We start from the raw sequence: 24,014 nt of genomic DNA on the forward strand, positions 1-24,014 counted from the left end.
CGCCCGTGGATAGCAAGCTCCTCGCGCGCATCGGCGCCGTCATCTTCATCGCCATCGCCATCACGATGACGGCGATCGAGATGAGCCGTGCGCCCGAGCCACCGCGCGCGGGACCGGCGGCCGTCGCCGAGACATCGGCGACGGACCCGCTGCTGATCGAGCTGCGCCGCTGCCAGTCGATCGGCGCGGCCGGGGCAAGCGACCCCGATTGCCTGCGCGCCTGGGCCGAGAACCGTCGCCGGTTCCTCGCGCCCGGCGCGCGTCCCACCGCCCGCATCGCCGATGGCGCCACCCCGCAGGAGAATTGATATGGGCGGCACCGGCGTCGTCGATCGCTTTCTGGATGTCTTCACCCGCTACATCGACAGTGGGTTCGGCCTGCTTGGCGGCGAGGTGGCGTTCATCGCCACCACCCTGATCGTCATCGACGTGACTCTGGCCGCGCTGTTCTGGACCTGGGGTGAAGGCGATGACATCATCGCACGCCTCGTCAAGAAGACCCTGTTTGTCGGCGTCTTCGCCTACATCATCGGTAACTGGAACAGCCTGGCGCGGATCGTCTTCGAGAGCTTCGCCGGCCTTGGCCTGAAAGCGTCAGGCACCGGCTTCACCGCCGCCGAGCTGCTCCAGCCAGGCCGGGTCGCCCAAGTCGGTCTGGACGCGGGCCAGCCGATCCTAGAATCCATATCCGACCTGATGGGCTGGGTGTCGTTCTTCGAGAACTTCATCCAGATCGCGGTGCTGCTGTTTGCCTGGGTGCTGGTCATCCTCGCCTTCTTCATCCTGTCGATTCAGCTCTTTATCACGCTGATCGAGTTCAAGCTGGCGACGCTCTGCGGCTTTGTCCTCTTGCCCTTCGGCCTGTTCGGCAAGACCGCTTTCATGGCCGAGCGCGTGCTGGGGCTGGTGATCTCGTCCGGCATCAAGGTGCTGGTGCTCGCCGTCATCGTCGGCATCGGCTCGACTTTGTTCGACGAGTTTCGCGCCGGTTTCGGCGGCGCGCAGCCCAGCATTGAGGATGCGTTGGCGGTCGCGCTCGCGTCGCTCTGTCTGCTCGGGCTTGGCATCTTCGGCCCGTCGATCGCCAACGGCATCGTCTCGGGCGGCCCGGCGCTGGGCGCTGGGGCTGCGGCAGGAACCGTGCTTGCGGCCGGCGGCGCGCTGGCCGGTGGCGCCGCTGCGGCGCGCCTCGGCGTCGGCGCGGCGGCGGGTGCAGTAGGCGGCGCAGCGCGCGGCGCTGCCTTCACTTCGGGCGCCGCCAACAGCGCCTATGCACTCGGTTCGGCCGGCAAGACCGGCGCTGCCGCCATTGCCGGCGGCGCTGGAGGTGTCGGTCAAGCGGCGGTCGGTGCCGCCATGTCACCGCTCCGCAAGGCGGCCGCCTCGCTCAAGGACAGCTACCGTTCCGGTGGACGTGCGGCCGTCACCGCCACGGGCGGGACCATTTCGGGCGGCAGCTCCGCGCCGTCGCCGGACGCACCGGCCGGCGCGCCCGCCTGGGCGTCTGCGATGAAGAACCGCCAGACCATGACCCACGGCGCGACCATTGCCGCCCACACGCTGCGCTCCGGCGACGGCGGCGGCAGCGGCGCATCCGTCGATACCAGCCAGAAGGATTGATCTATGTTCAAGCGACCGAGCATCCGTTACGGCCAGACGCCCGAGCCGGCCACACCCTATCAGCGCGCGGCGCAGGCATGGGACGACCGCATCGGCTCGGCGCGCGTGCAGGCGAAGAACTGGCGGCTCGCGTTCTTTGGCACGCTCGCGCTTTCGGGCGGTCTGGCCGGCGGCCTCGTCTGGCAATCGACTCGCGGCCATATCGTCCCGTGGGTGGTGCAGGTCGATCGGCTGGGCGAAGCGCAGGCGGTGGCGCCAGCCGAGGCCGGCTACCGGCCGACCGATCCGCAGGTGGCGTTCCATCTCGCCCGCTTCATCGAGCAGGTCCGCGCGATCCCGGCCGATCCGGTGATCGTGCGTCAGAACTGGCTCAGGGCTTACGACTTCACGACCGATCGCGGCGCGCTCGCGCTCAACGACTATGCGCGCGCCAACGACCCCTTCGCCAATGTCGGGCGGGTGCAGGTCGCAGTGGAAGTGTCGAGCGTCATCCGCGCCTCGCCCGACAGCTTCCGCGTGGCCTGGATCGAGCGTCGCTATCAGGACGGCAGCCTTGCTGCCACCGAACGCTGGTCCGCGATCCTCACCATCGTCGTCCAGCCGCCACGCACCCCTGACGCCCTGCGCAAGAATCCGCTCGGTGTCTTCGTCAATGCCCTCAACTGGTCGAAGGAGCTGTCGCAATGACCGGCATACCCATCCGCCGCGCGGTCACGGCCGCGCTGTTCGTCTCTGCATCCGCACTCGCCGGCTGCGCCACCACGTCGGCCAGGCCGCCCGTGATCGCCTTCGACGATCCGCCCCCAGCGATCGTGGCGACGCCTGCGGCCGAGCCGCCCCGCGCGGTCGAGATCGTCACGATCCCCGAGCCGTTGCCGTTGCCCGGCCAGTTGAAGCCGCTGACGGAGAGCGCGCGGCCGGCGGAGCCCGCCGATCCGCGCCGCCGTGTCGGCGACGCCAACGACGCCGCCCGCAACCAGCCGGTGCGCGACGGCTTCCTCAACGCCATCCAGCAATATCCGTGGACCGAAGGTGCGCTCTATCAGGTCTATACCGCGCCCGGTCAGGTGACGGACATTGCCTTGCAGGAGGGTGAACAGCTCGTCGGGCCGGGGCCGGTCGCGGCCGGCGACACGGTGCGCTGGATCATCGGCGACACGGTGAGCGGCAGCGGCGCGACCGCGCGTGTCCATATCTTGGTGAAGCCGACCCGGCCGGACCTTGCCACCAATCTCGTCATCAATACCGATAGGCGCACCTATCATGTGGAGCTGCGCGCCACGCCCGCGACCTACATGGCGTCCGTTTCCTGGACCTATCCGCAGGACCAGCTCATCGCCTTGCAGGGCCGCAATGCGGTGGCTGCCGCCGCTTCGCCGGCAGCCACCGGCGTCGATGTTTCGGCGCTCAACTTCCGCTACCGGATCGAGGGCGACCGCGTGCCGTGGACGCCAGCCCGTGCGTTCGACGACGGGCGGCAGGTCTTCATCGAGTTTCCCGCCGGGATCTCGCAAGGCGAGATGCCGCCGCTGTTCGTGACCGGCGCGCGGGGTGACGCCGAGCTGGTCAATTACCGCGTGCAGGGCCGTTACATGGTGGTCGATCGCCTGTTCGCCGCCGCCGAGCTGCGCCTGGGCGATCGGCGCACCGAGCAGCGCGTCCGCATCGTGCGCGACGATGGACGGAGGGGGCGGCCGTGACCAACAGCCACGACGCCGCCGTTGGAGGCCAGCCCATGCCCCAAGCGGGCCGGTCCGATCCCGCCGCGTTCCAGCTTCACGGCGATCCGCCCCGCGTCATGCGATTGTCACGCAAAGCACTCGCCGTTGTCGGCGTTGCCGCTGGACTCGGCATCGGCGGCTCGCTGATCTATGCGCTCCGGCCACCGGGAGAGAAGGCGGCCCAGGAACTCTACAACACCGACAGCCGCGCTACCTCGGAGGCGATCACTTCCGGGCCGCGAGACTACGCCCAAGCGCCACGTCTTGGACCTCCGCTGCCCGGCGATCTCGGCCGCCCGATCGTGTCGGCGCAGCAGCGCGGCGAAGACGTGCCCGTGCCGCCGGTCGGCGCCCAGGCTGGACAGCCTGATCCCCGCGCACAGGCGGCGGAAGCCGCCCGGCAGCGCGCCGCACAGGAGCGCGATGCGGCGCGCACCAGCTCGGTCTTCCTTGGCAGCGGAGGCGCGCGCGCAGGCGCGGAGCCCATCGCGACGCCGGGCTTGCCGACTCCGTCCGGGCAGGAGCCGGCTCAGCAGGCCGCACAAGGCGACCAGGCCGGCAAGCGCGCGTTCATGGCGCAGGCATCCAACCAGCGCTCGGTAAGCGTCGAACGGTTCGCCGCGCCCGCATCGCCCAACGTCGTGCAGGCCGGCAGCGTCGTCCCGGCAGCACTCATCACCGGAATCCGCTCCGACCTTCCCGGCCAGATCACGGCGCAGGTGACGGCCAATGTCTACGACAGCCCTACCGGCCGCATCCTCCTCATCCCGCAGGGCGCGAGGCTGATCGGCGAGTATGACAGCGAAGTCGCCGCCGGACAGACCCGCGTGCTGCTCGCCTGGGATCGGCTCATCATGCCGAACGGGCGCTCGATCGTTCTCGAGCGCCAGCCTGGCGCCGACGGCGCGGGGTTTGCGGGGCTACAGGACCGCGTGAACCAGCATTGGGGCAATCTGCTCAAGGCCGCCGCCGTCTCGACGCTGCTCGGCGTCGGCACCGAGTTGGGCGCCGACAGTGAGGACGACCTGACCCGTGCGCTGCGGCGCGGCTCGCAGGACACCATCAACCAGACCGGCCAGCAGATCGTGCGGCGTCAGCTCAATGTGCAGCCGACCCTCACCATCCGGCCAGGGCACCCAATGCGCGTGGTCATCACGCGCGACCTCGTGCTCGAACCCATCGGGGAAACGCGATGACCAAGTTGAAGCTCGGGCCGCTCGCCGACGACCGGCCGGTCAAGCTGACGGTGGAATTGTCCGCTGCCGTCCACCGCGATCTCGCCGCCTATGCCGCTGCGCTGGCCACTGAAACCGGCAGCGAAGCCGTGACGCCGGAGAAGCTGGTCGCCCCGATGCTCGCGCGATTCATGGCGACCGACCGGGCGTTCACCAAGAGCCAGCGTCAGGGGATGTCGAAGGATAGCGCATAGCGGTCGCGCACGAAGGCGAGGAATCGCCGCAGCGCGGGATTGCCGTTGTCTCTCCGCCAGTATCCTGAATAGCCGATGAGCACCGGCCCCTGTTCGCTATGAACGGGTCGGTAAACCACATCGGGATAGCGTGCGCCCGTCCCGCCCTCGCAGACGATCGATAGGCCGAGCCCATCACCTAGGATGCTCAGGATCGTCTCGCGGCTGGCATGGTGCATCCTGATGTCCGGCTGGACACCGACGAGCGACAGGCGGCCCAGCAGCATGTCTCGGATTTCCGGGCCGGGATCGGCGGCCGTAAGCAGGAACCGCTCTCGCCGTAGGTCCGTCCAGTGGAGCAGGTCACGCTCGGCCAGCGGATGATTGGCCGGCAGCGCGACCATTACGCGCTCGCTCCAGAGCGATTCGTGCCGGAACCCGTCATGGCTGGCGTCGCCCAACAGGATCGCAATGTCGATCTCGCCGGTATCGAGCCCGGCGAACAGCGCGCGCCGGTCCACTTCCACGCCATCTAGATCGACATCGGGATGCGCGTTGCGCCAGCCCAACATGGTCGCGCGCAGGTTTCCGGCGGAGACCGAACTGTAATGCCCGACTATAAGCCCGCCAGCGCGGCCTTGCCCCGCCGCCCGCATGGTCGCCACCAGCTTGTCGGCGCTTGCCACCATCGGCCGGGCGCCGCGGACGAGCTGACGCCCCGCGATCGTCATGGTGACGCCCGCGCGGGATCGCTCGAATATCTTCACCCCGACCACGCGCTCCAGCTTGAGAATGCTCCGGCTAAGCGTCGATTGCTCGACATCCAATGCGCGCGCCGCTCGGTAGAAACTGCCATGATCTGCCGCCGCTATGGCGTAGCGAAGCTGACGAATGTCGAACGGCACGCATAGCCCTCTATTCTTTTTGTTAGAGCGTCTTTTCGATCAAGAGCCTTCCTGAAAGGATACTTTGCTTGATAGTCAAACGGGCATGATCCTTGGCTTGGCTTCACGCCCACGAACGACGCACGCCTCAATCATGATCGCCGTCGGGAATCCAGATGCTATGGGAATCGATCTGCAACTTCAGCAGCGCCCGCGATGCCTCCGATCGCGCATCAATCTCGGATCGGCGGGCGTCGTTCGCCTGCCGACGAGCATAGAGCAGTTCGACCAGATCAATCTGGCCTAGCTGATAACCACGCTCCGTCCTCCCGGCCGCGTCGGATGCGCTCTGTGCCGATGCCTGCGCGCTTCGCCAAGCCTCCAGCCGGGTGCGTGCGTTGGACAGGTCCGCGTCGGCAATGGCCGCGACCGATCGCTGGATATTGGCGAGTTCAAGACGGGCGGCGTTCGCCTCGGCTGAAGCCTGATCGGCCGCCGCCCGGCGATAGCCACCTCCAAGCGGGATGGATGCCACCACGCCTGCGCCCCCCTCCATGCCGCCACGCTCGCTGAACAAGCGGACTCCGAAGGAGGGATCGGCGATCCGGTCTGCTCGAACCCGTCGCGCGACGACGGCCAATCGCTGTGCTTCGCGATCGGCGGCGCGAATCTCATGACTGCGCTCAATGACCAGTGCTCGCATGGTTTCGAGATTCTGTGTCGGCGGTTCGGGCAGGGCGAGTTCGGTCGGCTCGGGAGGAAGCGGTATCTCCGGAAACGTCGCGGCCAGGATCACGCGCGCCTGCTCGCGCGCAGAGAGCGATGCAGCGACCAGAGCTTGAGCCTGCGCCAGCGCAGCGGATGCCTGGTCGAGATCGAGCACTGAGGCATCACGTAACTGGACGCGGCGACGCAAGGCGGTCAGAGCCGCTTCCAGCGCGTGCGCCGAGTCCAGATCGTTGTGATAGTGACTGCCGGCGGTTAGCCAGTCATGCCAGAGGCCCGACAGGATCAAGGCCGCCTGATGGCGGGCGTCCTCCATCTGGTTCTCCGCAACCTCGACGCCCAGCGCGCCCGATTCGCGATCAAGCGCCGCCTTGCCGGGAAGACGGAACGAACGGGAAAGGGTCGCATCGAATTCGTCATAGCCGCCTTCGCGGTCGACGTTGCGGCGAACATAGCTGCCCGCGATCGTCGCCTCGTGAGCCCCCATGCGCAACATGTCCTCGCGCGCGCGCGCGGCGTCGACCCGGGCAGCGGCGGCCATGACGGTCGGATGGTTGTCGAGAGCTTCGTTTACTTTCTCAACCGGCGGCAGGTCGGGCTCTTGAGCATGAAGTGCAGTCGGTGCGAGTATCAAGAGCATGGCCAGAGCCAGAATGGAGGGTCTCATGCGATCCTCCCATGGCTGACGACCGACAGGGCGTGCCAGCGCACCGGCCGCTCGTGCCGCGAGTCCGTCACCGCTCGAACCACATCCTGCAGGGTAGTCTCTGTGACGATCAACTCGACCGCGCTTCGCCGGAGACTGCCCGTCACCTGTTCAGTGGTTTGCGCGTCGCTGAAATCCCGACCACGCACGGCCTCTTCCCGAATATGTATCGGTGCGTGTGCGATGGTGCGGATCGCTTCCACGATCGTCTCCGTATCCCGGATCGCGCAATGAAAAGTCAGAAGCTGGTCAGGCATTTTCGGTCTTCCCGGCGCTCTCGCCAAAACGCTCGAACAGGATCGGCAACAGGACGAGCGTCAGCAGCGTGGAGGTGATGAGGCCGCCGATGACGACGATGGCGAGCGGTCGTTGAATCTCCGATCCGGGGCCACTGGCGAACAGAAGCGGCACCAGGCCGAAGGCGGTGATGCTGGCGGTCATCAGCACAGGGCGCAGCCTGCGCTCCGCGCCGTGCCTTACCGCTTCCGCCATGCCGTAGCCCTCAGCCAGAAGCTGGCGGAAATAGGCTACCAGCACGAGGCCGTTCAGAACGGCGATGCCGAGCAATGCGATGAACCCGACCGATGCGGGAACCGAGAGATATTGACCCGAAGCCCATAGAGAAACGATGCCGCCGACCATCGCGAACGGAATGTTGACGAGGATGAGGATCGCTGCGCGCAGCGACCGCAGCGTCGCCAGCAACACGAAGAAGATCAGCAGCAGCGCCACCGGGATAACGAGCATCAATCGGGCCGAGGCGCGCTGCTGATTCTCGAACTGGCCGCCCCAGACAATGCGGTAGCCCGGCGGCAGATTCACCTGTGCAGCGACCGCCGCCTTGGCCTCATTGACGTAGCCGACCAGATCCCGGCCTGAGACGAACGCCTGCACCAGGGCGAAGCGGGAACCATTTTCATGGTCGAGTTTGACCGGCCCCTGTGTCGTTTCGACCCGAGCCATGTCGCTGACCCGCGCCAGACCTCCATCCGGCGTGAGCAATTGCAGGTCGGCGAAACGGGCGGGATCGGAGCGCAGGCTTTCGTCGCCACGGATGACGATCGGCACGCGCTTCTGTCCCTCGGCGACGATACCGGCCCGAACCCCCTCGACCTGAGCGCGAAGCGCATCCTGCATCTGATCGACCGGCATCCCGAAGCGTCCGGCGGCCGCGCGATCAATGTCGAGTTGAAGATAGTCGACACTGTCATTGGCGACGGTCAGCACTTCAGAGGCGCCGTTGATGCCCGAGAGCGCGCGCTGGACCTGCCCGGCGAGATCGCCGAGCGTCACGAGGTCTGGGCCGAATATCTTGACCGCAAGGTCGCCGCGCGCGCCGGTCAGCATCTCGGATACGCGCATCTCGATCGGTTGGGTGAAGCTGGGCTGGATGCCGGGCAGACCCTCGATCGCCCTGCGCATTTCGCCGACCACGAAATCCTTGTCCCCGCGCCATTCGGACTGCGGCTTGAGGCGCACGTAGCTATCGGTCTCGTTTGGCCCCATCGGATCGAGACCGATCTCGTCGGAACCGACGCGGGCGATCACGTCCTGCACCTCAGGCACGGTGCGCAGCGCGCGCTGAACGGCCATGTCGCCTTGCACTGACTGGTCGAGGCTGATCGAGGGCAGCTTGGTGAGCTGGACGATGACCGAACCTTCGTCCATCGTCGGCATGAAGGTCTTGCCGACAGCGCCATAGGCCATTCCGGCGATCACAAGACCAGCCGCCGCCAGACCATAGACGATCCGCTTGTGGGCGAACGCGGCTTCCAGCAGTGCATGATAGCGTGGCGAGAGCTGGCGCATGATCCACGGCTCGCCTTGATGACCGCTCTTGAGTCCGAACGACGACAGAACCGGAACCAGCGTCAGCGCCAACAGAAGCGATCCGGCTAGCGCGAAGACAATGGTGAGCGCGACCGGCGCGAACAGCTTGCCTTCGAGCCCCTGGAGCGAAAGCAGTGGCAGGAAGACGAGGGCGATGATGATGATGCCGGCAGAGACTGGCACGATGACTTCGCTTGACGCCTGGAAAATCTGATTGAGGCGCGGATGGCCTTCCTCATGTTCGCGCCCAAGCCGCTCGACGATATTCTCGACCACCACCACCGCGCCATCGACAAGCATCCCTATCGCGATGGCCAGGCCACCCAGGCTCATCAGATTAGCGGACAGGCCCATGCCGCGCATGAACAGGAAAGTAATGAACGCCGCCATCGGCAGAGTCGCAGCGACGATTGCGGCGGCTCGCCAGTCGCCCAGAAACAGAATGAGAAGGACGATGACGAGGATCGTGGCTTCGAGTAGTGCCTCCTCGACCGTGCCGATGGCGTGACCGATGAGGTCGGATCGGTCGTAGAAGACATCAATGTGGGTTCCGGCCGGCAGGGTTTTCTGGACTTCCTCCAGCCGGGCGCGCACGCCATCGACAACCTGCCGGGCATCGGCCCCGCGCAAGGCGATGACCAATCCCTCGACTGTCTCGGCATTGCCGTTCTTGGTAACGGCGCCGTAGCGGGTGAGGCTCCCAGCTCCGACTGCCGCGACATCGCCCAGACGGATGATGCGGCCATCGCGGCTGGCGATGACGAGCGACTCGAGATCCTCGATCGTGCGGATCGCGCCAACAGCGCGCACGATCAGCGATTCCTCGCCGGCTGTGAGCCGGCCCGCGCCGTCATTGCGGTTGCCGGTCTCGATCGCGCCGCGCAGGTCGGCGATCGAAAGCTTCGCGCTTGCGAGCGCGACCGGATCGGGCCTGACCTCAAACGTCCGCACATAGCCGCCAAGCGCATTGACGTCGGCGACGCCGGGCACGGTCCTGAGCGCGGGCCGGATCGTCCAGTCGAGCAACTCGCGCTTCTGCTGGAGGCTGAGCGGTCCCTCGATCGTGAACATGTAGACATCGGACAGCGGCGTTGAAATTGGCGCGAGGCCGCCGCTGACCGAAGCCGGGAGGTCGGCCAGCACACCCGACAAGCGCTCGGCGACCTGCTGGCGCGCCCAGTAGATATCGGTCCCATCGGTGAAGTCGATGGTGATGTCGGCAATGGCATATTTCGCGGTCGAGCGTAGAATCGCCTGATTGGGGATACCCAGCATCTCCATCTCGATCGGCGTGATGACGCGGCTCTCCACCTCCTCGGGTGTCATACCAGGCGCCTTCAGGATCATCTTGACCTGCGTCTGGGCGATATTGGGATAGGCATCGACAGGAAGGTTTACGAATGCCCATGCGCCGAGGCCCGCCACTGTCAGGGCGAGAGCGAGAACGAGCAGGCGATAGGATAGTGCCGTGGCGACCAGCGCGCGAAGCATGGGCCGATTACCGCGACAGGGCGAGCGCTTTGAGCGCGCTCGTGCCGGCGATCACGATCTGTTCGGCGGGCGCCAAGCCGGACAGTAATACGACTTGACCGCCGACTGTCCCACCGATTGTCACGTCGCGCATTGCAAAACCGCCAGTAGTGGGGACGAAAACGACGGTCCGGTCATCCACCCTGGTGACAGCGTTAGCCGGCACGGCGACCGCGCCCGCAGGGGCCGGGCCGGCAATCGACAGACTGGTCGCCCGGCCGGCGACGATGCCCGGACCTGCGGCGATCTCTGCCTTCACGCTGGCTGATCGGGTTGCCGGATCGATTGTCGATCCTACCGCCGTCACACGCCCCGTTATGTTCGGGTCGATCCGCACGGTCATTCCGGGGCGGACCAGCCCTACAAAACGCTCGGGCAACTGGCCGAGCACCTCGTAGCGGTTCGCCGCGTCGATCACATAAGGCGCGGTCGTTCCGTCCACCGAACCTCCTGCCTGAATGCTGGCGGCCGTGACCCGCCCCCCGATGGGCGCCGTCAGCGTATAGGCGCCGCTCGCGCCATGACCGTTGACCATCCGCAGGATGCGCGCTTTCTCGGAAACGTCGGCATTGGCTTCCACGGCCATCGCACTCGCTTCGTCGGCGCGCGCGCCGGCAACAATGCCCTCGTGGCTGAGTTGTGTCAGACGGGCGGCGTTCGAGCGGGCGACTCCGAGGCGCGCATTTGCTCGCGTCAGGTCAGCCCCCAACATCAGCACCTCGCGGCTGGAAATGACCGCCAGCGCCTGTCCCTGCCGCACGGTGTCGCCTTCGACGACCAGTGTGCGCATCACCACGCCAGGGAAGGTCGCCACCACCGCGACACGCGCATTCGCCGGGGGCTGGATCACCGCCGGCACTGTCGCCAGCGGGGTATCCTCGGCCGCGACGGCAGGTGCCAGCCGGATACCAAGCTGCGCCGCCTGTTTGCCGTCCACCCTGAGTTCGCCGGGGACGGCTCCTGCATTTTCTTGAACCGTCCCCGGCCGCGCCGCAGGGGGCGCCGGCGCGTTCAAGTCCGCAGCGATCCACCACAGGCCGGATACGACGCCGACCACGACTATGGCGCCAATGGGAATATAGACTCGGCTGTTCATGCCCTTCGCCTAGAAGGGCAAGCTGACGGCTCCCTGACGGCGGGAAGATTCAGCTATTGTCCGGAAACTGCAATGTCAGTTCACGCGCCCGGATCAGTGGTCAGCGCTCCGCCATGCGCCGCCGATGGCGGTCCAGAACCGGCCGAGCCCCCCAAGTCGCCGCCGCCGATAGGAGCAGGGCGAGCGACGTCAGGAGAAGAAGGCGCAGAATCCGGCCGGTCACGAACAAACCACGGCCTGGGCCTTTGCGCCCTGCCGCAGAATTGGCGCTTCTTCGCCGGGATTTCAGGCCGGCAGAACCCAGCGACGGACGCGGCGAGCCCGGCGCGCGACCTTGGGACAGGCCAGCGCCGCCCGGTGCAGCACCGCGATGACCAACGCGGTGATCGCCCAGGACAACAGGACGTCCGACAGGAAATGCCCCCCGAAGGCGATCCGGTTCAGCGACAGCGCCAGTCCATAGGCGAGGGCCGCCGCCACGACCGGCGCGCGCCAAGCCGCGGGCGCCATCAGGACGGCGACGCCGACCATCCACGCCGCCGAGGACGCTTCGCCCGAGACGAACGAGCAGTTGGAGGCGCAATTGTCGCTCAGCCTCCAGGCGGCGGTGAAGTCGGCCTCGCCACTGAACGCTTCGATCTGGACCGGCCGGGCGCGGCCCCACAGTGATTTCAGCAGGCTGTTGACGATGAGGCCCGAACCGAGCGCCAAGCCCGCCAGCAGAACGACCGCGCGCCGGGCCAGGCCGGCAAGGCGACGGCGGCGAATGACACCGGCCACCGCCGTCGCGACCAGGCCCAGCAGGACCACGCCCAGCACTAGGCTGGAAGATTTCCGCAAGGCTTTCAGCACCGGCTCGGCGGCCAGGGCGAAGCCCGTTTCGGGGCTGTAGAACAGGGTGCTGACCGCCATGTCGATGCCCGGCAGGACCATGAAATAGGCCGACAGGCCAAGAGTCGCGGCCAGGGCGATGGCCACGGGCTCATCCGGCCGCGCGCCGGCGACGAGCACGAGGCGCGCCCAGGTCACCCTTCGCCGCAGACGGTGTTCGGAAAAGAGGCGACGCGAACGACGCTTGGGCTCCGCGACAGCCGACAGGTCCGTCATCGAACGCCCCAAATCGATCTGTCAATGCAGGAATCCTTAGTCGAGCCGTGCAGCCCGCTCTTCACTGGATCACCGCCGGCACTGTTGCCAGCGGGGTGTCCTCGGCCGCGACGGCAGGCGCCAGCCGGATACCAAGCTGCGCCGCCTGTTTGCCGTCCACCCTGAGTTCGCCGGGGACGGCTCCTGCATTTTCTTGAACCGTCCCCGGCCGCGCCGCAGGGGGGCGCCAGCGCGATCAAGTCCGCAGCGGTCCACCACAGGCCGGATACGACGCCGACCAGGACTATGGCGCTAATGGGAATATGGACCCGGCTGTTCATGCCCGTCGCCTAGAAGGGCAAACTGACGGCTCCCTGACGACGAGAAGATTCAGCTATTGTTCGGGAACTGCAATGTCAGTTCGCGCCCGCCCGGATCGGTGGTCAGCGCACCGCCATGCGCCGCCATGATCCGCTCGACAATCGCGAGGCCTAGACCCGCGCCGTCCTTGCTGGCATGGTCGGCGCGGCTGTGACGCTGGACCAGATCACGCAGCCGATCGGAAGACAGGCCCGGCCCCTGATCCTTGACCCGTATGACGCCCCCTGGGCCGACGAACACCTGCACTGTGCCACCGGCAGGCGTCGCGCGCACCGCATTTTCCACCAGATTGCGGAGCGCCGCCGCTATCGCTTCGCGCCGGCCGCGCACGATCGGCGATTCCGCCCCGGCTTCCAGGGCGATCGTCTTGCCGGCCGCGATCACACCCGGCGCCAATAGGCTAACGACATCGGTCGCTACATCGGTCAACGGCACGGCCTCGGGTGCCAGTTGCGCCGCCGTCGCCGCGTCGACCTGGGCGAGCAGCATCAATTGATCGATCAGCCGTCGCATTGCCGCCACATCGGTTTTCAGACGACTTGCCTCGGCATGGTCGAGCCGGTCTAGCTCCAGTGACAGCATGGCGAGCGGGGTTCGCAACTCATGCGCGACGTCGGCGGCAAAAGCTTCTTGCCGTGCCGCCGCCTCGTCCAGACGCCCAAGAAGATCGTTGACGGCATCCGTGAACGGCAATGCTTCGGCAGGCATCCGCGACGTGTCGATTCGATATCCGCGCTCATGCCCGCGCGCCGCCTCGATTTCCACGGCGGTCTCTTCCAGCGGCATGAAAGCCTGCCGGATGACCCTGAGACCGACAAACGCCATCGGCGCCAATAGGACAAGAACCGGCAAGGCGACATGTTCCAGCATCTCCTGGATCGCGCGGACGGTGGCCTGATTCGCGTTGAGATCGACAAACGAGAGGCGGTAGAAGAAGACAACGGCGGCAAGCAAAAGAAGCGAACCGACCAATCCGACCAGACCGAGCCCTCTTGCCAGACGCCGGGAAACGGATCGCCGATGTGTCATGCCGTCTCTCGCAGCATATAGCCGATGCCCCGGATCGTATGCAGCTTTCCGCCGGCTCCAGCTTCGTCGATTTTCCGTCGCAATCGTGACATCGCCGCTTCCACGGCATTGGGCGTGACCGGCTCGTTGAAGCTATAGAGCGCATCCTCGATCACACCGCGCCGGACAACCGTGCCCGCGCGACGCATGAGCAGCTCCAGAAGATCGGCTTCACGGCGGGACAAGTCGATCTCATTGCCTTGGTAGTGCGCCGCCCTGGCTGCCGTGTCGAAGCTTAGCGATCCTATTTCGATCACGGTCTGCGCTCGTGGACCGGGACGGCGCAGCAGTGCTCGAATTCGTGCCGCGAGTTCCTCGATCTCGATCGGCTTCACGACATAATCGTCCGCTCCGCCATCGAGTCCCGCAACCCTGTCTTCCAGCGCACCGCGCGCCGTCACGATGAGCGCCGGCGCGACATGCCGTGCGCGGCGCTTTGCGCCGAGCCAGTCGATGCCATCACCATCGGGCAGGCCGAGATCGAGTACGATCGCGTCATAGGCCGCGCCATCCATGGCGCTGTCCGCATCGGCGAGATTGCAGGCGATGTCGCATGAGAAGCCCCGGCGCTGAAGTCCCTCGGCCATCAGCTTTGCCAGCCGGTCGTTGTCCTCGACGATAAGCACTCGCATGAGGGGCGACTCTCTAGTCTAGAGTTCGGGCGCGGTCGTGTTCGACCTGCGTTCTTCAATCACAATGACGGAAATCGCATGGATATCTGCTGAACCTCGGGAGAAGATGATCGGCTCTTGTCGCGATACGTCCCATGGCCGAAGTCACCCTGACGGTAGAGATTTCTCGATGCGATGCGAAAATTCAAAGAGATGTCCCGAAAAGGCGTCCGATACCCGCCGTCAGAGCCATCGCCAGTGCGCCCCAGAAGGTGACTCGGATCACGGCGCGAATAGGTGCAGCTCCGCCCGCCTGGGCGCCGAGGAATCCGAGCACAGCCAGGCAAACCAGCGATGTGGCGATCACTAGCGGGATCAGGAACTGTTGCGGGGCTAGCGCAATGACGGCCAGGGGCGCCGCCGCTCCGGCGCTGAAGGTGATCGCCGAAGTCAGCGCGGCCTGCAGGGGGCGCGCAGTCGAGACTTCCGAGATGCCAAGTTCGTCGCGAGCATGTGCTCCCAAAGCGTCCTTGGCCATAAGTTGATCGGCAACCTGCAAGGCGAGATCGACATCGAGTCCTCGTCCGACGTAGATATTCGCCAGTTCCTGGCGCTCGAAATCGGGTTGATCTGTGAGTTCGCGCTTTTCCATCGCAAGATCGGCCTTCTCTGTATCCGACTGCGAACTGACCGAAACATATTCACCCGCCGCCATCGACATTGCGCCGGCAACCAACGCCGCAACGCCTGCGATCAGGATAGCGGCTTTATCCGCGCCGGAAGCAGCGACACCGGCGATCAGGCTCCCTGTCGACACTATCCCGTCGTTGGCGCCCAAGACGGCAGCGCGCAGCCAGCCGATGCGGCTCACTGCGTGGCGCTCAGGATGAGTTCGTAGTCTGCTCATCGCTTGGTCCCCACGCGATCTGACCCGGCGGCGCGGGCCGGCTGTTCTAGGCGCGCCATGGCAGCATCCTGCGCAATGTATCGTCTTTCATGACATAGTGATGGACGAGTGCAGCGAGGGCGTGAAGGCCGATCAGGTAATAGCCGATAGTCCCCACCGTTTCGTGCAGTTCCTTGATCTGGTGGGCGGCATCCCTGTTCTCTCCCATCAGCGGAGGCAAGACGAGGCCGAAGAACGGGATAGGCTTGCCCGAAGCGCTCAGAACCAGCCAACCGGCCACGGGCATGAAAATCATGAACAGATACAATGCTAGGTGGACAGAACGCGACAGGAAGCGTTGCCATGCCTTTGGTTCAGGCGTGATTCGAGGCGTGGTTCCCACTATGCGGGCGATCACGCGGATAATGACCAAGGCCAGGACTGTCAGGCCCAGCATGAAATGCAACGCTTTCATGCCTTCCCTGATGTCACTCCCTTTTGGATAATATCCGCGAAGTTCGATGCAGGCATAAACGACCGCAATCAACAGCAGCATCAGCCAATGCAGCGCGATGCTCAAGCTTCCGTAGCGTCCGGATTTCAGGCTCCCACTCATCCTTAGCGCTCCACTTGTGACATCGTCCCGGTCCGGCGATGATTCAGTTCGAGTTTCGGCCTGCGCCATCAAGCTCACCGATCATTGGACTGATCGGAAGTATCGTTATTGTCAGCTTAGCCGGCTACAGGATGAACCTGACCGCATTCTGACGATGCGGCCGCGAAGGACTATTCTGGCGCATAGCCGTCAGTTGCCCAAGAATCGCTTGCGCCGTTCCTGGGCATCGGCCTTGATAATCGCTTCCTCGGCGGTGGTGCATTCGCCACCCCGCACCGAACCATTGCGGCATCCGGTAACGACCTGCCGCGCCTCGTCGATGTGGACCAAGAAATACTGGGTGCCGCGTGCATCGGTCGATGTCGGCGCGATGGGCGCCGCGTTGGCGTCCACCACCGATTGCTGCGCTGGAATGATGATGGGCCTTAGGACGAACCCTCCGGCAAACCCGATGACCAGCGCAACCAGCACGATGATGAGTGTCTTGCCTTGTAACATGCCATCTGCCTCCGACAAGAAATAGAAATAACAATCTCGCTATTTAAATATAGCCAAAATAGACTCTTATGAATTACAGGAAAATCTGTAAACTTGAATTGCCGCTATCATCACGCCAGTATCCATAATACACCGTTGACGCTGGCCTTGTTCTCCGTGAGTTGGCCGAAGGTTGCGACTTAGGGTTGATTGTTCGAGGTCGAGCGCGCGCCGCGCGGTAGAAACTGCCATGATCCGCAGCCGCGACAGCATATTGAAGCTGGCGAATATCAAAGGACAAGCGCCTGAGACCTGCTTGCGCCCGGAGGGATTGCGCACGCTCGTCGTCGAAAAAGCATCAGTCCGCTCGGCAAGCCACATCGCCCGATAAGCAACGAAGCCGTCAAGCCGGGATGTCGGCGCCATTTCCAGCCGGACGCCCGGCGTGCTGATATTGGCCCGTCCGATCTGCGCGTAGATGCCCGCCGGAGCGAGATCGGCTCGTCGCATCCCGAACAGCGTATCGAACCGTCCGAACGCGCGGCCCGATCCGTCGCCGCTGGCATGGTCATATTCGACCGACAGCCGTGCTTTCAGCGGACCGTGGAAGGTATAGCCCGCATCGGCGTGTAGGAACCAAGCCGATACGTCGAGTTCGGGCGCGGTAGCCGCCAGCGAGGAACGAGCCGAGCTGATAGATGCCCTCGACCTCAAAATCCGCCTTGCCCGGCGCGGGATCACGGATCAGCCGCGCGCTGATATTATGGAGATGGCGGTTGCGCGTCGGCCGCCCCGGCGCATCGCGTTCCGCAAGGCCAAAATAGCCAATCTCCGCCAACGCGCCCGCAATCACGCGCGGCCTGCTCACCAGCCCGCCCCAAAGCTGCAAGTCGAAGCTCTCGCGATCGAGCCGGACCTTGTTGTCGAGAATCGCGGGCAGATCGTCGGGCAAGCGCACCTGCGGCAGCGTGTAGATCAGCGTCGCCGCCGTGCCGTCGCCCGCATGGATGTCGGCGCGCAGGCCGGTATAGCCGTTGGTGGTGTTGCGATAATCGTCGGCCGCGACCAGACGCCGCGAGCCGAGATTGAGGGTGAACCGTCCCGCCTGCACCGCCAGCGCCGTGCCCCGACCAAAGGGTTCGCGGACCTCATAGCCGACATAGGCTTGCACTGGCTCCAGCGTGTTTACCTCGGCCGTGCCGATCGCGCTGCCCGGCTCGCTGCCATATGCTCGACTGTCGTAAAGCTCGACCCCGACTCTGAACCCATCTTCCCGATATTCGGCGAGGATCGTGGTGCGGATGCTGAACAACTCATCCTCGACACCGAACCCGGCGCGTGCCTGGCCGTCCAGCGTCTCATAGCGCACGCGCACCGAGCCGGAGAGCGTCAGGCCGTCCGGCGGCGCCTGCTGCGCCCGAGCAGGTTGGGCGAAGGTCGCGGTGAGCGCGAAAGCCGATATGAGATATATATGTTTCATCGAATCGCGTGAAATGATACATATGCACTATGATTGATACAACCGGTCCCGAAAACTGGCTGGCGCTGCTGCATCAGCTCCCGGCAAAACCGCCTTATCTGCGCGTGAAAATCTGGCGCCGCTTGCAGGCGATTGGCGCGGTGCCGCTCAAGAATGCCGTCCATGTGCTGCCGCGTCGCGAGGATGCCGAGATCGCCTTTCATGACTTGCTCGGCGAGATCATTGCCAGCGGCGGCGAAGCCGTGCTGATCGACGCGCGTCTGATCGAGGGCCAGAGCGATGCCGAGCTGCGCACGCTGTTCGATGCGGCGCGCGACGCGGACTATGACGAGTTGGCCGACGCCGCGCGACGGCTGCTCGATACGGGTCCGGCGTCCGGTCCCGAGATCGCCAAACTCCAGAGGCGGCTTGCCGAAATCGTCCGGCTCGACTTCTTCGGCGCGCATGGCCGGCAAGGCGCCGAAGCGGCGCTGCGCGAGCTGGATGCGCAGCGTTACGCGCATCCCGATGTCAGCCGGTTGGACACCCCGCCTGAGCTGACACCCGCCGATCTCAAGGGCCGGACCTGGGTCACGCGGCGCGGCGTCCATGTCGATCGCATCGCCTGCGCCTGGCTCATCCGCCGCTTCATCGACCCCAAGGCTGGTTTCAAGTTCATCGACGGCAAGAGCTATGCGCCCGAGCCCGGCGAGCTGCGCTTCGACATGGCCGATGCCGAGTTCACCCATGAGGGCGATCGGTGCAGCTTCGAGACGCTGGTGTTTCGCGCCGGGCTGGACGGCGATCCAGCGCTAGTTTCGATCGCGGAAATCATCCACGAGCTGGACATTGGCGACGGCAAGTTCGACCGGCCCGAGGCGGCCGGGCTTGACGCGATGCTGTCGGGCGTCTGCGCGTCCAGCGAAGATGATCTTGAGCGGATCGCGCGCGGCGGCGACGCGCTCGATCAGTTCCACGCCTATTTCAGCAGCCGAAAGGGCGAGCGATGAGCCCGGTCCTCACCGACCCGCTGGAACGGTCAGACGTGCCCTACAGGGATCATGGTATCCCATTCGGCGAGGCAATGCGTGTCTGGGCGCGGATCGCGGCACTCAGCTTCGGCGGTCCTGCCGGGCAGATCGCCGTAATGCACCGTATCCTGGTCGACGAAAAGAAGTGGATCGGGGAGGAACGGTTCCTGCACGCGCTCAACTATTGCATGTTGCTCCCCGGTCCCGAGGCGCAGCAGCTCGCCGCCTATATCGGTTGGCTGCTCCACAAGACTAAGGGCGGGCTGGTCGCGGGAGCTTTGTTCGTCCTGCCCGGCTTCCTCGCTATTCTGGGCCTGAGCTATCTCTATGTGCTGCTCGGCCATGCACCACTGATCGAAGGGCTGTTCTTCGGCCTCAAGGCGGCGGTGCTTGCTGTGGTGGTGCAAGCCGTCGTGCGCGTCGGGTCGCGGGCGCTCAAGAACAACGTCATGCGCGGAATCGCCGCTGCGGCGTTCGTCGCCATCTTCTTCCTTCATGTGCCGTTCCCCCTGATCGTGCTGACCGCTGCCCTTGCCGGATACATTGGCGGCCGCAGAGGGCTCGCCGCGTTTAAGGGTGGCGGCGGACACGGATCGACGGGCGGCAATGTGGTCCATGATCGCGACACAGCGCTTGGTGAGGGGTTGCCCGATCATGCCCGGCCCAATCTCGCTTGGTCGCTCAAGATTTCCGGCGCGCTGCTGTTCCTGTGGCTGGCACCGGTCATCCTGCTGCTGGCGCTGCTCGGCCCGGACGATGTGTTCACGCGCATCGCGACCTTTTTCAGCCAGATGGCGGTTGTTACCTTCGGCGGTGCATATGCGGTGCTCGCCTATGTCGCGCAGGAGGCGGTGAATACCTATGGCTGGCTCCGGCCCGGCGAGATGCTCGACGGCCTCGGCCTTGCCGAGACGACGCCGGGACCGCTCATCATGGTGGTCCAGTTCGTCGGCTTCCTCGCGGCCTTCCGCGATGCGACCGGCCTGCCGCCGCTAGTCGCCGCAACGCTGGGCGCGATCCTCACGACCTGGGTGACGTTCCTCCCGTGCTTCCTCTGGATATTCGCCGGTGCGCCATTCGTCGAGCGGCTGCGCGGCAATCGGGCGCTCTCGGCAGCGCTCACCGCAATCACGGCGGCGGTGGTCGGCGTCATCCTCAACCTCGCGCTCTGGTTCGCCATCCACACGCTGTTCGGCGAAGTGCGCGAGGTCAGGATCGCAGGCACCGTGTTCGAGACGCCGGTCCTTGCCTCCCTGAATCTGCCCGCGCTGCTGCTGGCGGCGGGTGCCGCGATCGCGGTGTTCCGGTTCAAGGTCGGTATGATCCCGGCGCTGTTCGCCTGCGCCGGCCTCGGCGCAACCTATGTCGTCCTCGCATGAATGGAGAGTCCCGGTGACGGAAGTTTCGCGCAGATCGCCCGCATGGCCTAACTCCGGCTGATCGCGCACTTCATCGACGAAGCGCCGATTGTCACATAACGACTACGCGCGGCAGCGTGATGCGGGGGAAGGCGGTTCTAGAGTAGTGTAAGCGGCGACACATATTCGTTATGTTTATCCAGTGCGGGGCGCCATTCTTCTCCCCATCGTTGAAAACACTGCGGTTTCACCGTTGGGGGAACTGTGCGCGGACGATTGCTACACAAACCTGCTACACAATTACGCGCCTGAAATCGTCCCAACCATCGGGAAAGGCTCAGAAAAGCGGTCAGTTGGACGATTGAGCAGGGTTTCGAGGAAGCCCGCGCTCGCGCTGGGCTACATGTCGATCAACAACCTCTGTCGAGGTGTGATCTGCGAGGCTCGCTATCGAGCGGCTGGTCCGAGATTAGGCCAACGGCTGCGGAGGTGTCGCCGGGCGCCACCCTCCAAGAACTCTACGATGACCGATCCGACGAGGGATTGGTCGCCTCGAACCCGGCTCTCTTACGAGACTACCCGAAGGCTGGTTCTGGCCATCTTAGGCGAGAAGCCCCCCGTTCGGTCGATCACTCGGGCTCACTGCCGCGCCCTGATAGAGACCTTGCGTTGGCTGCCGCGCAACGTGCTGACGCGCTATCCCCGTTTGAGCCCCATCGAGATCGCGGCATGAGCCAAGAAGGCGGAGCGCACCGACCTCATGAGCCCGAGCAACATAAACACCTACCTCAACAAGGTGGGCGGCGTGTTCAATTGGGCGGTGAAGGAAGAGATGATGGACCGCAATCCGGCAAATGGATTGAGGGTGCCAGATGCGGCGCTGCGGAGGGATAAGAGACTACCGTTCTCCACGGCCCAGCTTCGAGCGATCTTCACGGCGCCGCTCCACACCGGCTGCCGCGACGACGGGCATGGCTACGCCGCGCCGGGAAATTGCCGTCCGCGCAATGCGCGCTTCTGGATTCCGCTCATCTCACTGTTCAACGGCCTTCGGCTGAATGAAGCCTGCCAGCTTGATGTCACCGATGTCCGACTGATCGAAGAAGTCCCGTGCTTCGTCATCACGGAGGCCTCGGCTGGCAGCGCGACTGATAAACGGCTCAAGACCGCCTCAAGCGCGCGGGTGGTTCCGATCCACCCGGAGCTTGTGGCTCTGAGGTTCATGGACTTCGTTGTTGAGCGTAGGCGCGCCGGGGAGATCAAGCTGTTTGGCGAGGTCGGGCTTGGAGCGACAGGCTACCGCTCAACCACGTTCTCGGCTTGGTTCACGCGGTTCACAGGGAAGGCCAAAGCGCGGTCGAATAAGACCTGCTTTCATAGTTTTCGGCACAATTTCCGCGATGCGCTTCGAGAGGCTCGGATTGAACGGGACATCGCGCTCGCGCTGGGCGGTTGGTCGGCTCCGGGCGGTTCCGGTTCATCGGCTTCCGTCTCAGACGCCTATGGTAGCGGCTACAGGGTCGCGACCCTGTTCGAGGCGATCAGTCGGGTCAGCTACCCTGATCTCGACCTTTCCCATCTCGAACCGTAGCTGACGACGAACGTCGGCGATCCCATATGAATTACAGAGCGATTGCCTTATATGTAAGTCACAAAGAAATTTATGGCTTATATGTAAGTCAAAATATCTGCAATCCGGTCAGGAGGCCTGTGTCATGGAAAGGGTTGTGCGCGCATATTCCCGCTATGGGCGAGAGGCCGTAAGAGTGCTTGGGCAAGCCATCCGTATCAACCGATTGGAGCGCAAATTGAGCGTTGCCGAGTTGGCGGAGCGGGTTGGCGTTTCGCGCGACATGATGCGGCGGATCGAGGCTGGTGATCCACGCTGCGCCATCGGCGTCGCCTTTGAAGCCGCCTCAATCGTCGGCGTGACCCTCTTTGAGGAAGATCGCAGTAACCTGACCATGCGTCTGGCCGAGCACGATGAAAAGCTGCGCCTTCTGCCCAAAGCCATCCACAAGGCACGGACGACGGTGAAGGATGACTTCTGAAATTCGCTACGACGAAGCCTACGTGTGGATATGGCTGCCGGGCAAAACCGAGCCGGTTGTTGCTGGACGCATAGAGCGTCAGCGAGACGGTCGGTTGCAGTTCAATTATGGCCGCAGCTACCTCGCTCGCAAAGACGCGATCTCGATCTACGAACCCGAGTTGCCGCTTCAGTCCGGCGAGATGCGACCTCGGGCGAACATGCAAATGCCAAGCTGCATCCGAGATGCTTCGCCGGATGCGTGGGGCAGACGTGTCATCATCAACCGCACGATGGGCCTTAAGGGACAGGATGCGGACAGCATCGATCTCGACGAACTTACATACTTGATGGAATCCGGTTCGGATCGGATCGGGGCCTTGGACTTTCAGGCCTCTGCGACGGAATACGTCGCGCGTGCCCGCCAAAATGCGACGCTCGATGAGCTGATGCAGTCTGCGGAGCGGGTCGAGAAGGGGGTGCCCCTATCCCCTGACCTGGACTTGGCGCTCCAACATGGAACCTCGCTGGGCGGCGCCCGGCCAAAGGCGTTGATCGAGGACGGGGATCGGAAGCTGATCGCGAAATTCTCAGCCACCGGCGACCTCTACAACGTCGTGAAGGCAGAGTTCGTCGCCATGCGGCTCGCTCGTGAAGTCGGATTGAATGCCGCCAATGTGTCGCTCACGAACGGGCTGGGGAAAGATGTTCTCCTGATCGAACGCTTCGACCGGTCACTGGTGGAAGAAGGATGGACGAGGCGCGCGATGGTCTCTGCGCTCACCATTCTTGAACTCGATGAGAATGAAGCTCGCTATGCGAGCTACGAAGATTTAGCGACCGCGATCCGGCATCGCTTCACCGATCCGACGCCGACGCTGGAAGAGCTATTTGGGCGCGTCGTTTTCAACATCCTCTCGGGCAACACCGACGATCATGCCCGCAATCACGCCGCGTTCTGGGACGGCAGAATTCTCTCCCTCACGCCCGCCTACGACATTTGTCCCCAAGGCCGCACCGGGGGCGAAGCGAGTCAGGCTATGCTGATCACAGGCAACAAGCGTCTGAGCCAGTTGACGGTCTGCCTCGAAGCGGCGCCCCAATTCCTTCTGTCGGAGGAACGGGCGAAGGCGATCATCGAGGCTCAGTTGGCAGTCATCCGTGCGCAGTGGTCAGCCGTATGCGACGAGGCAGGTTTAACGGAAGTGGATCGCCGGTTCCTCTGGGGGCGCCAGTTCCTCAATCCGTTTGCACTTGAAGGGTGGGAAGCCAACTGACCGCTTTTCTGAGCCTTTCCCGATGGTTGGGACGATTTCAGGCGCGTGATTGTGTAGCAGGTTTGTGTAGCAATCGTCCGCGCACGGTTCCCCCAACGGTGAAACCGCAGTTTGCATTCGATGCGGTTGATTTCGCCGCTCCGGCGCCAGCACCATTCGGAAGACGGATTTAAAGGCGGGCCCTGGAGGGCGCGCGGTCAGCGGGGGGCGGCCT

At 64.6% G+C, this 24,014-nt stretch carries 24 protein-coding genes; 11 read left to right on the forward strand and 13 right to left on the reverse strand.

The features are described 5' to 3' along the window. Positions 1-5: 5 nt before the first annotated feature. Genes trbK-alt through ACE3T2_RS15055 form a run of 6 tightly spaced genes read left to right on the forward strand, consistent with a single transcriptional unit; the run spans position 6 to position 4,770 of the window. Positions 6-308 (forward strand): putative entry exclusion protein TrbK-alt, encoded by a 303-nt coding sequence (trbK-alt, locus tag ACE3T2_RS15030; RefSeq protein WP_184723178.1) that lies wholly within the window; start codon positions 6-8, stop codon positions 306-308. A 1-nt stretch (position 309) separates the two neighbouring features. Next, positions 310-1,620, forward strand: a complete 1,311-nt coding sequence (gene trbL, locus ACE3T2_RS15035) for a P-type conjugative transfer protein TrbL (RefSeq protein ID WP_184723175.1) — start codon at positions 310-312, stop codon at positions 1,618-1,620. A gap of 3 nt (positions 1,621-1,623) precedes the next feature. Continuing rightward, positions 1,624-2,307 (forward strand): conjugal transfer protein TrbF, encoded by a 684-nt coding sequence (gene trbF, locus ACE3T2_RS15040; RefSeq protein WP_184723172.1) that lies wholly within the window; start codon positions 1,624-1,626, stop codon positions 2,305-2,307. Continuing rightward, a complete protein-coding gene (gene trbG, locus ACE3T2_RS15045) occupies positions 2,304-3,320 on the forward strand; it encodes a P-type conjugative transfer protein TrbG (RefSeq protein ID WP_374658756.1) in 1,017 nt (338 codons plus the stop codon). The genes trbF and trbG overlap by 4 nt, the downstream gene beginning before the upstream one ends. Positions 3,321-3,355: 35 nt before the next feature. Next, positions 3,356-4,537 carry a TrbI/VirB10 family protein gene (locus tag ACE3T2_RS15050; protein ID WP_184724235.1) on the forward strand — a complete coding sequence of 394 codons (1,182 nt, stop codon included), beginning with the start codon at positions 3,356-3,358 and terminating at the stop codon, positions 4,535-4,537. Beyond that, positions 4,534-4,770 carry a DUF2274 domain-containing protein gene (locus ACE3T2_RS15055; protein ID WP_184723166.1) on the forward strand — a complete coding sequence of 79 codons (237 nt, stop codon included), beginning with the start codon at positions 4,534-4,536 and terminating at the stop codon, positions 4,768-4,770. Before ACE3T2_RS15050 ends, ACE3T2_RS15055 begins: the two co-directional genes overlap by 4 nt. Here the strand turns inward: ACE3T2_RS15055 and ACE3T2_RS15060 are convergent. The 13 genes from ACE3T2_RS15060 to ACE3T2_RS15120 all read right to left on the reverse strand — a co-directional run bounded on the left by ACE3T2_RS15060 (position 4,743) and on the right by ACE3T2_RS15120 (position 18,126). Continuing rightward, positions 4,743-5,654: a LysR family transcriptional regulator gene (locus ACE3T2_RS15060; protein ID WP_184723162.1), complete on the reverse strand. Its 912-nt coding sequence runs from the start codon at positions 5,652-5,654 to the stop codon at positions 4,743-4,745. The genes ACE3T2_RS15055 and ACE3T2_RS15060 overlap by 28 nt on opposite strands. A gap of 127 nt (positions 5,655-5,781) precedes the next feature. After that, a complete protein-coding gene (locus tag ACE3T2_RS15065) occupies positions 5,782-7,026 on the reverse strand; it encodes a TolC family protein (protein WP_184723159.1) in 1,245 nt (414 codons plus the stop codon). Then, on the reverse strand, positions 7,023-7,322 hold the full coding sequence (locus tag ACE3T2_RS15070) for a DUF3240 family protein (protein ID WP_184723156.1): 300 nt from the start codon (positions 7,320-7,322) through the stop codon (positions 7,023-7,025). The genes ACE3T2_RS15065 and ACE3T2_RS15070 overlap by 4 nt, the downstream gene beginning before the upstream one ends. Continuing rightward, entirely contained in the window at positions 7,315-10,386 is a 3,072-nt protein-coding gene (locus tag ACE3T2_RS15075; protein ID WP_184723153.1) for an efflux RND transporter permease subunit, read from the reverse strand. The genes ACE3T2_RS15070 and ACE3T2_RS15075 overlap by 8 nt, the downstream gene beginning before the upstream one ends. A gap of 7 nt (positions 10,387-10,393) precedes the next feature. Further along, positions 10,394-11,521, reverse strand: a complete 1,128-nt coding sequence (locus ACE3T2_RS15080; protein WP_184723149.1) for an efflux RND transporter periplasmic adaptor subunit — start codon at positions 11,519-11,521, stop codon at positions 10,394-10,396. Between the two features lie 285 nt (positions 11,522-11,806). Further along, a complete protein-coding gene (locus ACE3T2_RS15085; RefSeq protein WP_184723146.1) occupies positions 11,807-12,628 on the reverse strand; it encodes a phosphatase PAP2 family protein in 822 nt (273 codons plus the stop codon). Between the two features lie 369 nt (positions 12,629-12,997). Continuing rightward, positions 12,998-13,960, reverse strand: coding sequence for an ATP-binding protein (locus ACE3T2_RS15090; RefSeq protein ID WP_316628061.1), 963 nt, complete (start codon positions 13,958-13,960; stop codon positions 12,998-13,000). Between the two features lie 53 nt (positions 13,961-14,013). After that, positions 14,014-14,688: a response regulator transcription factor gene (locus ACE3T2_RS15095; protein WP_184723140.1), complete on the reverse strand. Its 675-nt coding sequence runs from the start codon at positions 14,686-14,688 to the stop codon at positions 14,014-14,016. Between the two features lie 184 nt (positions 14,689-14,872). Continuing rightward, entirely contained in the window at positions 14,873-15,574 is a 702-nt protein-coding gene (locus ACE3T2_RS15100) for a VIT family protein (protein WP_184723137.1), read from the reverse strand. 46 nt (positions 15,575-15,620) lie between these two features. Continuing rightward, the gene (locus ACE3T2_RS15105; RefSeq protein ID WP_184723134.1) at positions 15,621-16,169 is read right to left on the reverse strand and encodes a cytochrome b; all 549 of its coding nucleotides are present in this window, start codon (positions 16,167-16,169) and stop codon (positions 15,621-15,623) included. A gap of 189 nt (positions 16,170-16,358) precedes the next feature. Next, complete coding sequence (locus ACE3T2_RS15110) at positions 16,359-16,667, reverse strand: hypothetical protein (protein ID WP_184723131.1); 309 nt, start codon at positions 16,665-16,667, stop codon at positions 16,359-16,361. A 66-nt stretch (positions 16,668-16,733) separates the two neighbouring features. Next, a complete protein-coding gene (locus ACE3T2_RS15115; RefSeq protein ID WP_374658867.1) occupies positions 16,734-17,321 on the reverse strand; it encodes an alginate export family protein in 588 nt (195 codons plus the stop codon). Next, the gene (locus ACE3T2_RS15120; protein ID WP_221444751.1) at positions 17,215-18,126 is read right to left on the reverse strand and encodes an alginate export family protein; all 912 of its coding nucleotides are present in this window, start codon (positions 18,124-18,126) and stop codon (positions 17,215-17,217) included. The genes ACE3T2_RS15115 and ACE3T2_RS15120 overlap by 107 nt, the downstream gene beginning before the upstream one ends. Positions 18,127-18,155: 29 nt before the next feature. Between ACE3T2_RS15120 and ACE3T2_RS15125 the strand changes: the two genes are divergently transcribed. The 5 genes from ACE3T2_RS15125 (at position 18,156) to ACE3T2_RS15145 (ending at position 23,800) form a co-directional block, all read left to right on the forward strand. Beyond that, complete coding sequence (locus tag ACE3T2_RS15125) at positions 18,156-19,115, forward strand: chromate resistance protein ChrB domain-containing protein (RefSeq protein ID WP_184723128.1); 960 nt, start codon at positions 18,156-18,158, stop codon at positions 19,113-19,115. Further along, positions 19,112-20,515 (forward strand): chromate efflux transporter, encoded by a 1,404-nt coding sequence (gene chrA, locus ACE3T2_RS15130; protein ID WP_184723125.1) that lies wholly within the window; start codon positions 19,112-19,114, stop codon positions 20,513-20,515. Before ACE3T2_RS15125 ends, chrA begins: the two co-directional genes overlap by 4 nt. Before the next feature lie 739 nt (positions 20,516-21,254). Then, positions 21,255-22,085, forward strand: coding sequence for a site-specific integrase (locus ACE3T2_RS15135; protein WP_374658764.1), 831 nt, complete (start codon positions 21,255-21,257; stop codon positions 22,083-22,085). 124 nt (positions 22,086-22,209) lie between these two features. Beyond that, positions 22,210-22,545, forward strand: a complete 336-nt coding sequence (locus tag ACE3T2_RS15140) for a helix-turn-helix transcriptional regulator (RefSeq protein ID WP_374658766.1) — start codon at positions 22,210-22,212, stop codon at positions 22,543-22,545. Next, complete coding sequence (locus ACE3T2_RS15145) at positions 22,535-23,800, forward strand: type II toxin-antitoxin system HipA family toxin (RefSeq protein ID WP_374658768.1); 1,266 nt, start codon at positions 22,535-22,537, stop codon at positions 23,798-23,800. Before ACE3T2_RS15140 ends, ACE3T2_RS15145 begins: the two co-directional genes overlap by 11 nt. Positions 23,801-24,014: the final 214 nt, after the last annotated feature.

Origin of the sequence: Phenylobacterium sp., from assembly GCF_041919955.1 — a bacterium.
In the GTDB taxonomy this organism is placed as follows: Bacteria; Pseudomonadota; Alphaproteobacteria; order Caulobacterales; family Caulobacteraceae; genus Phenylobacterium.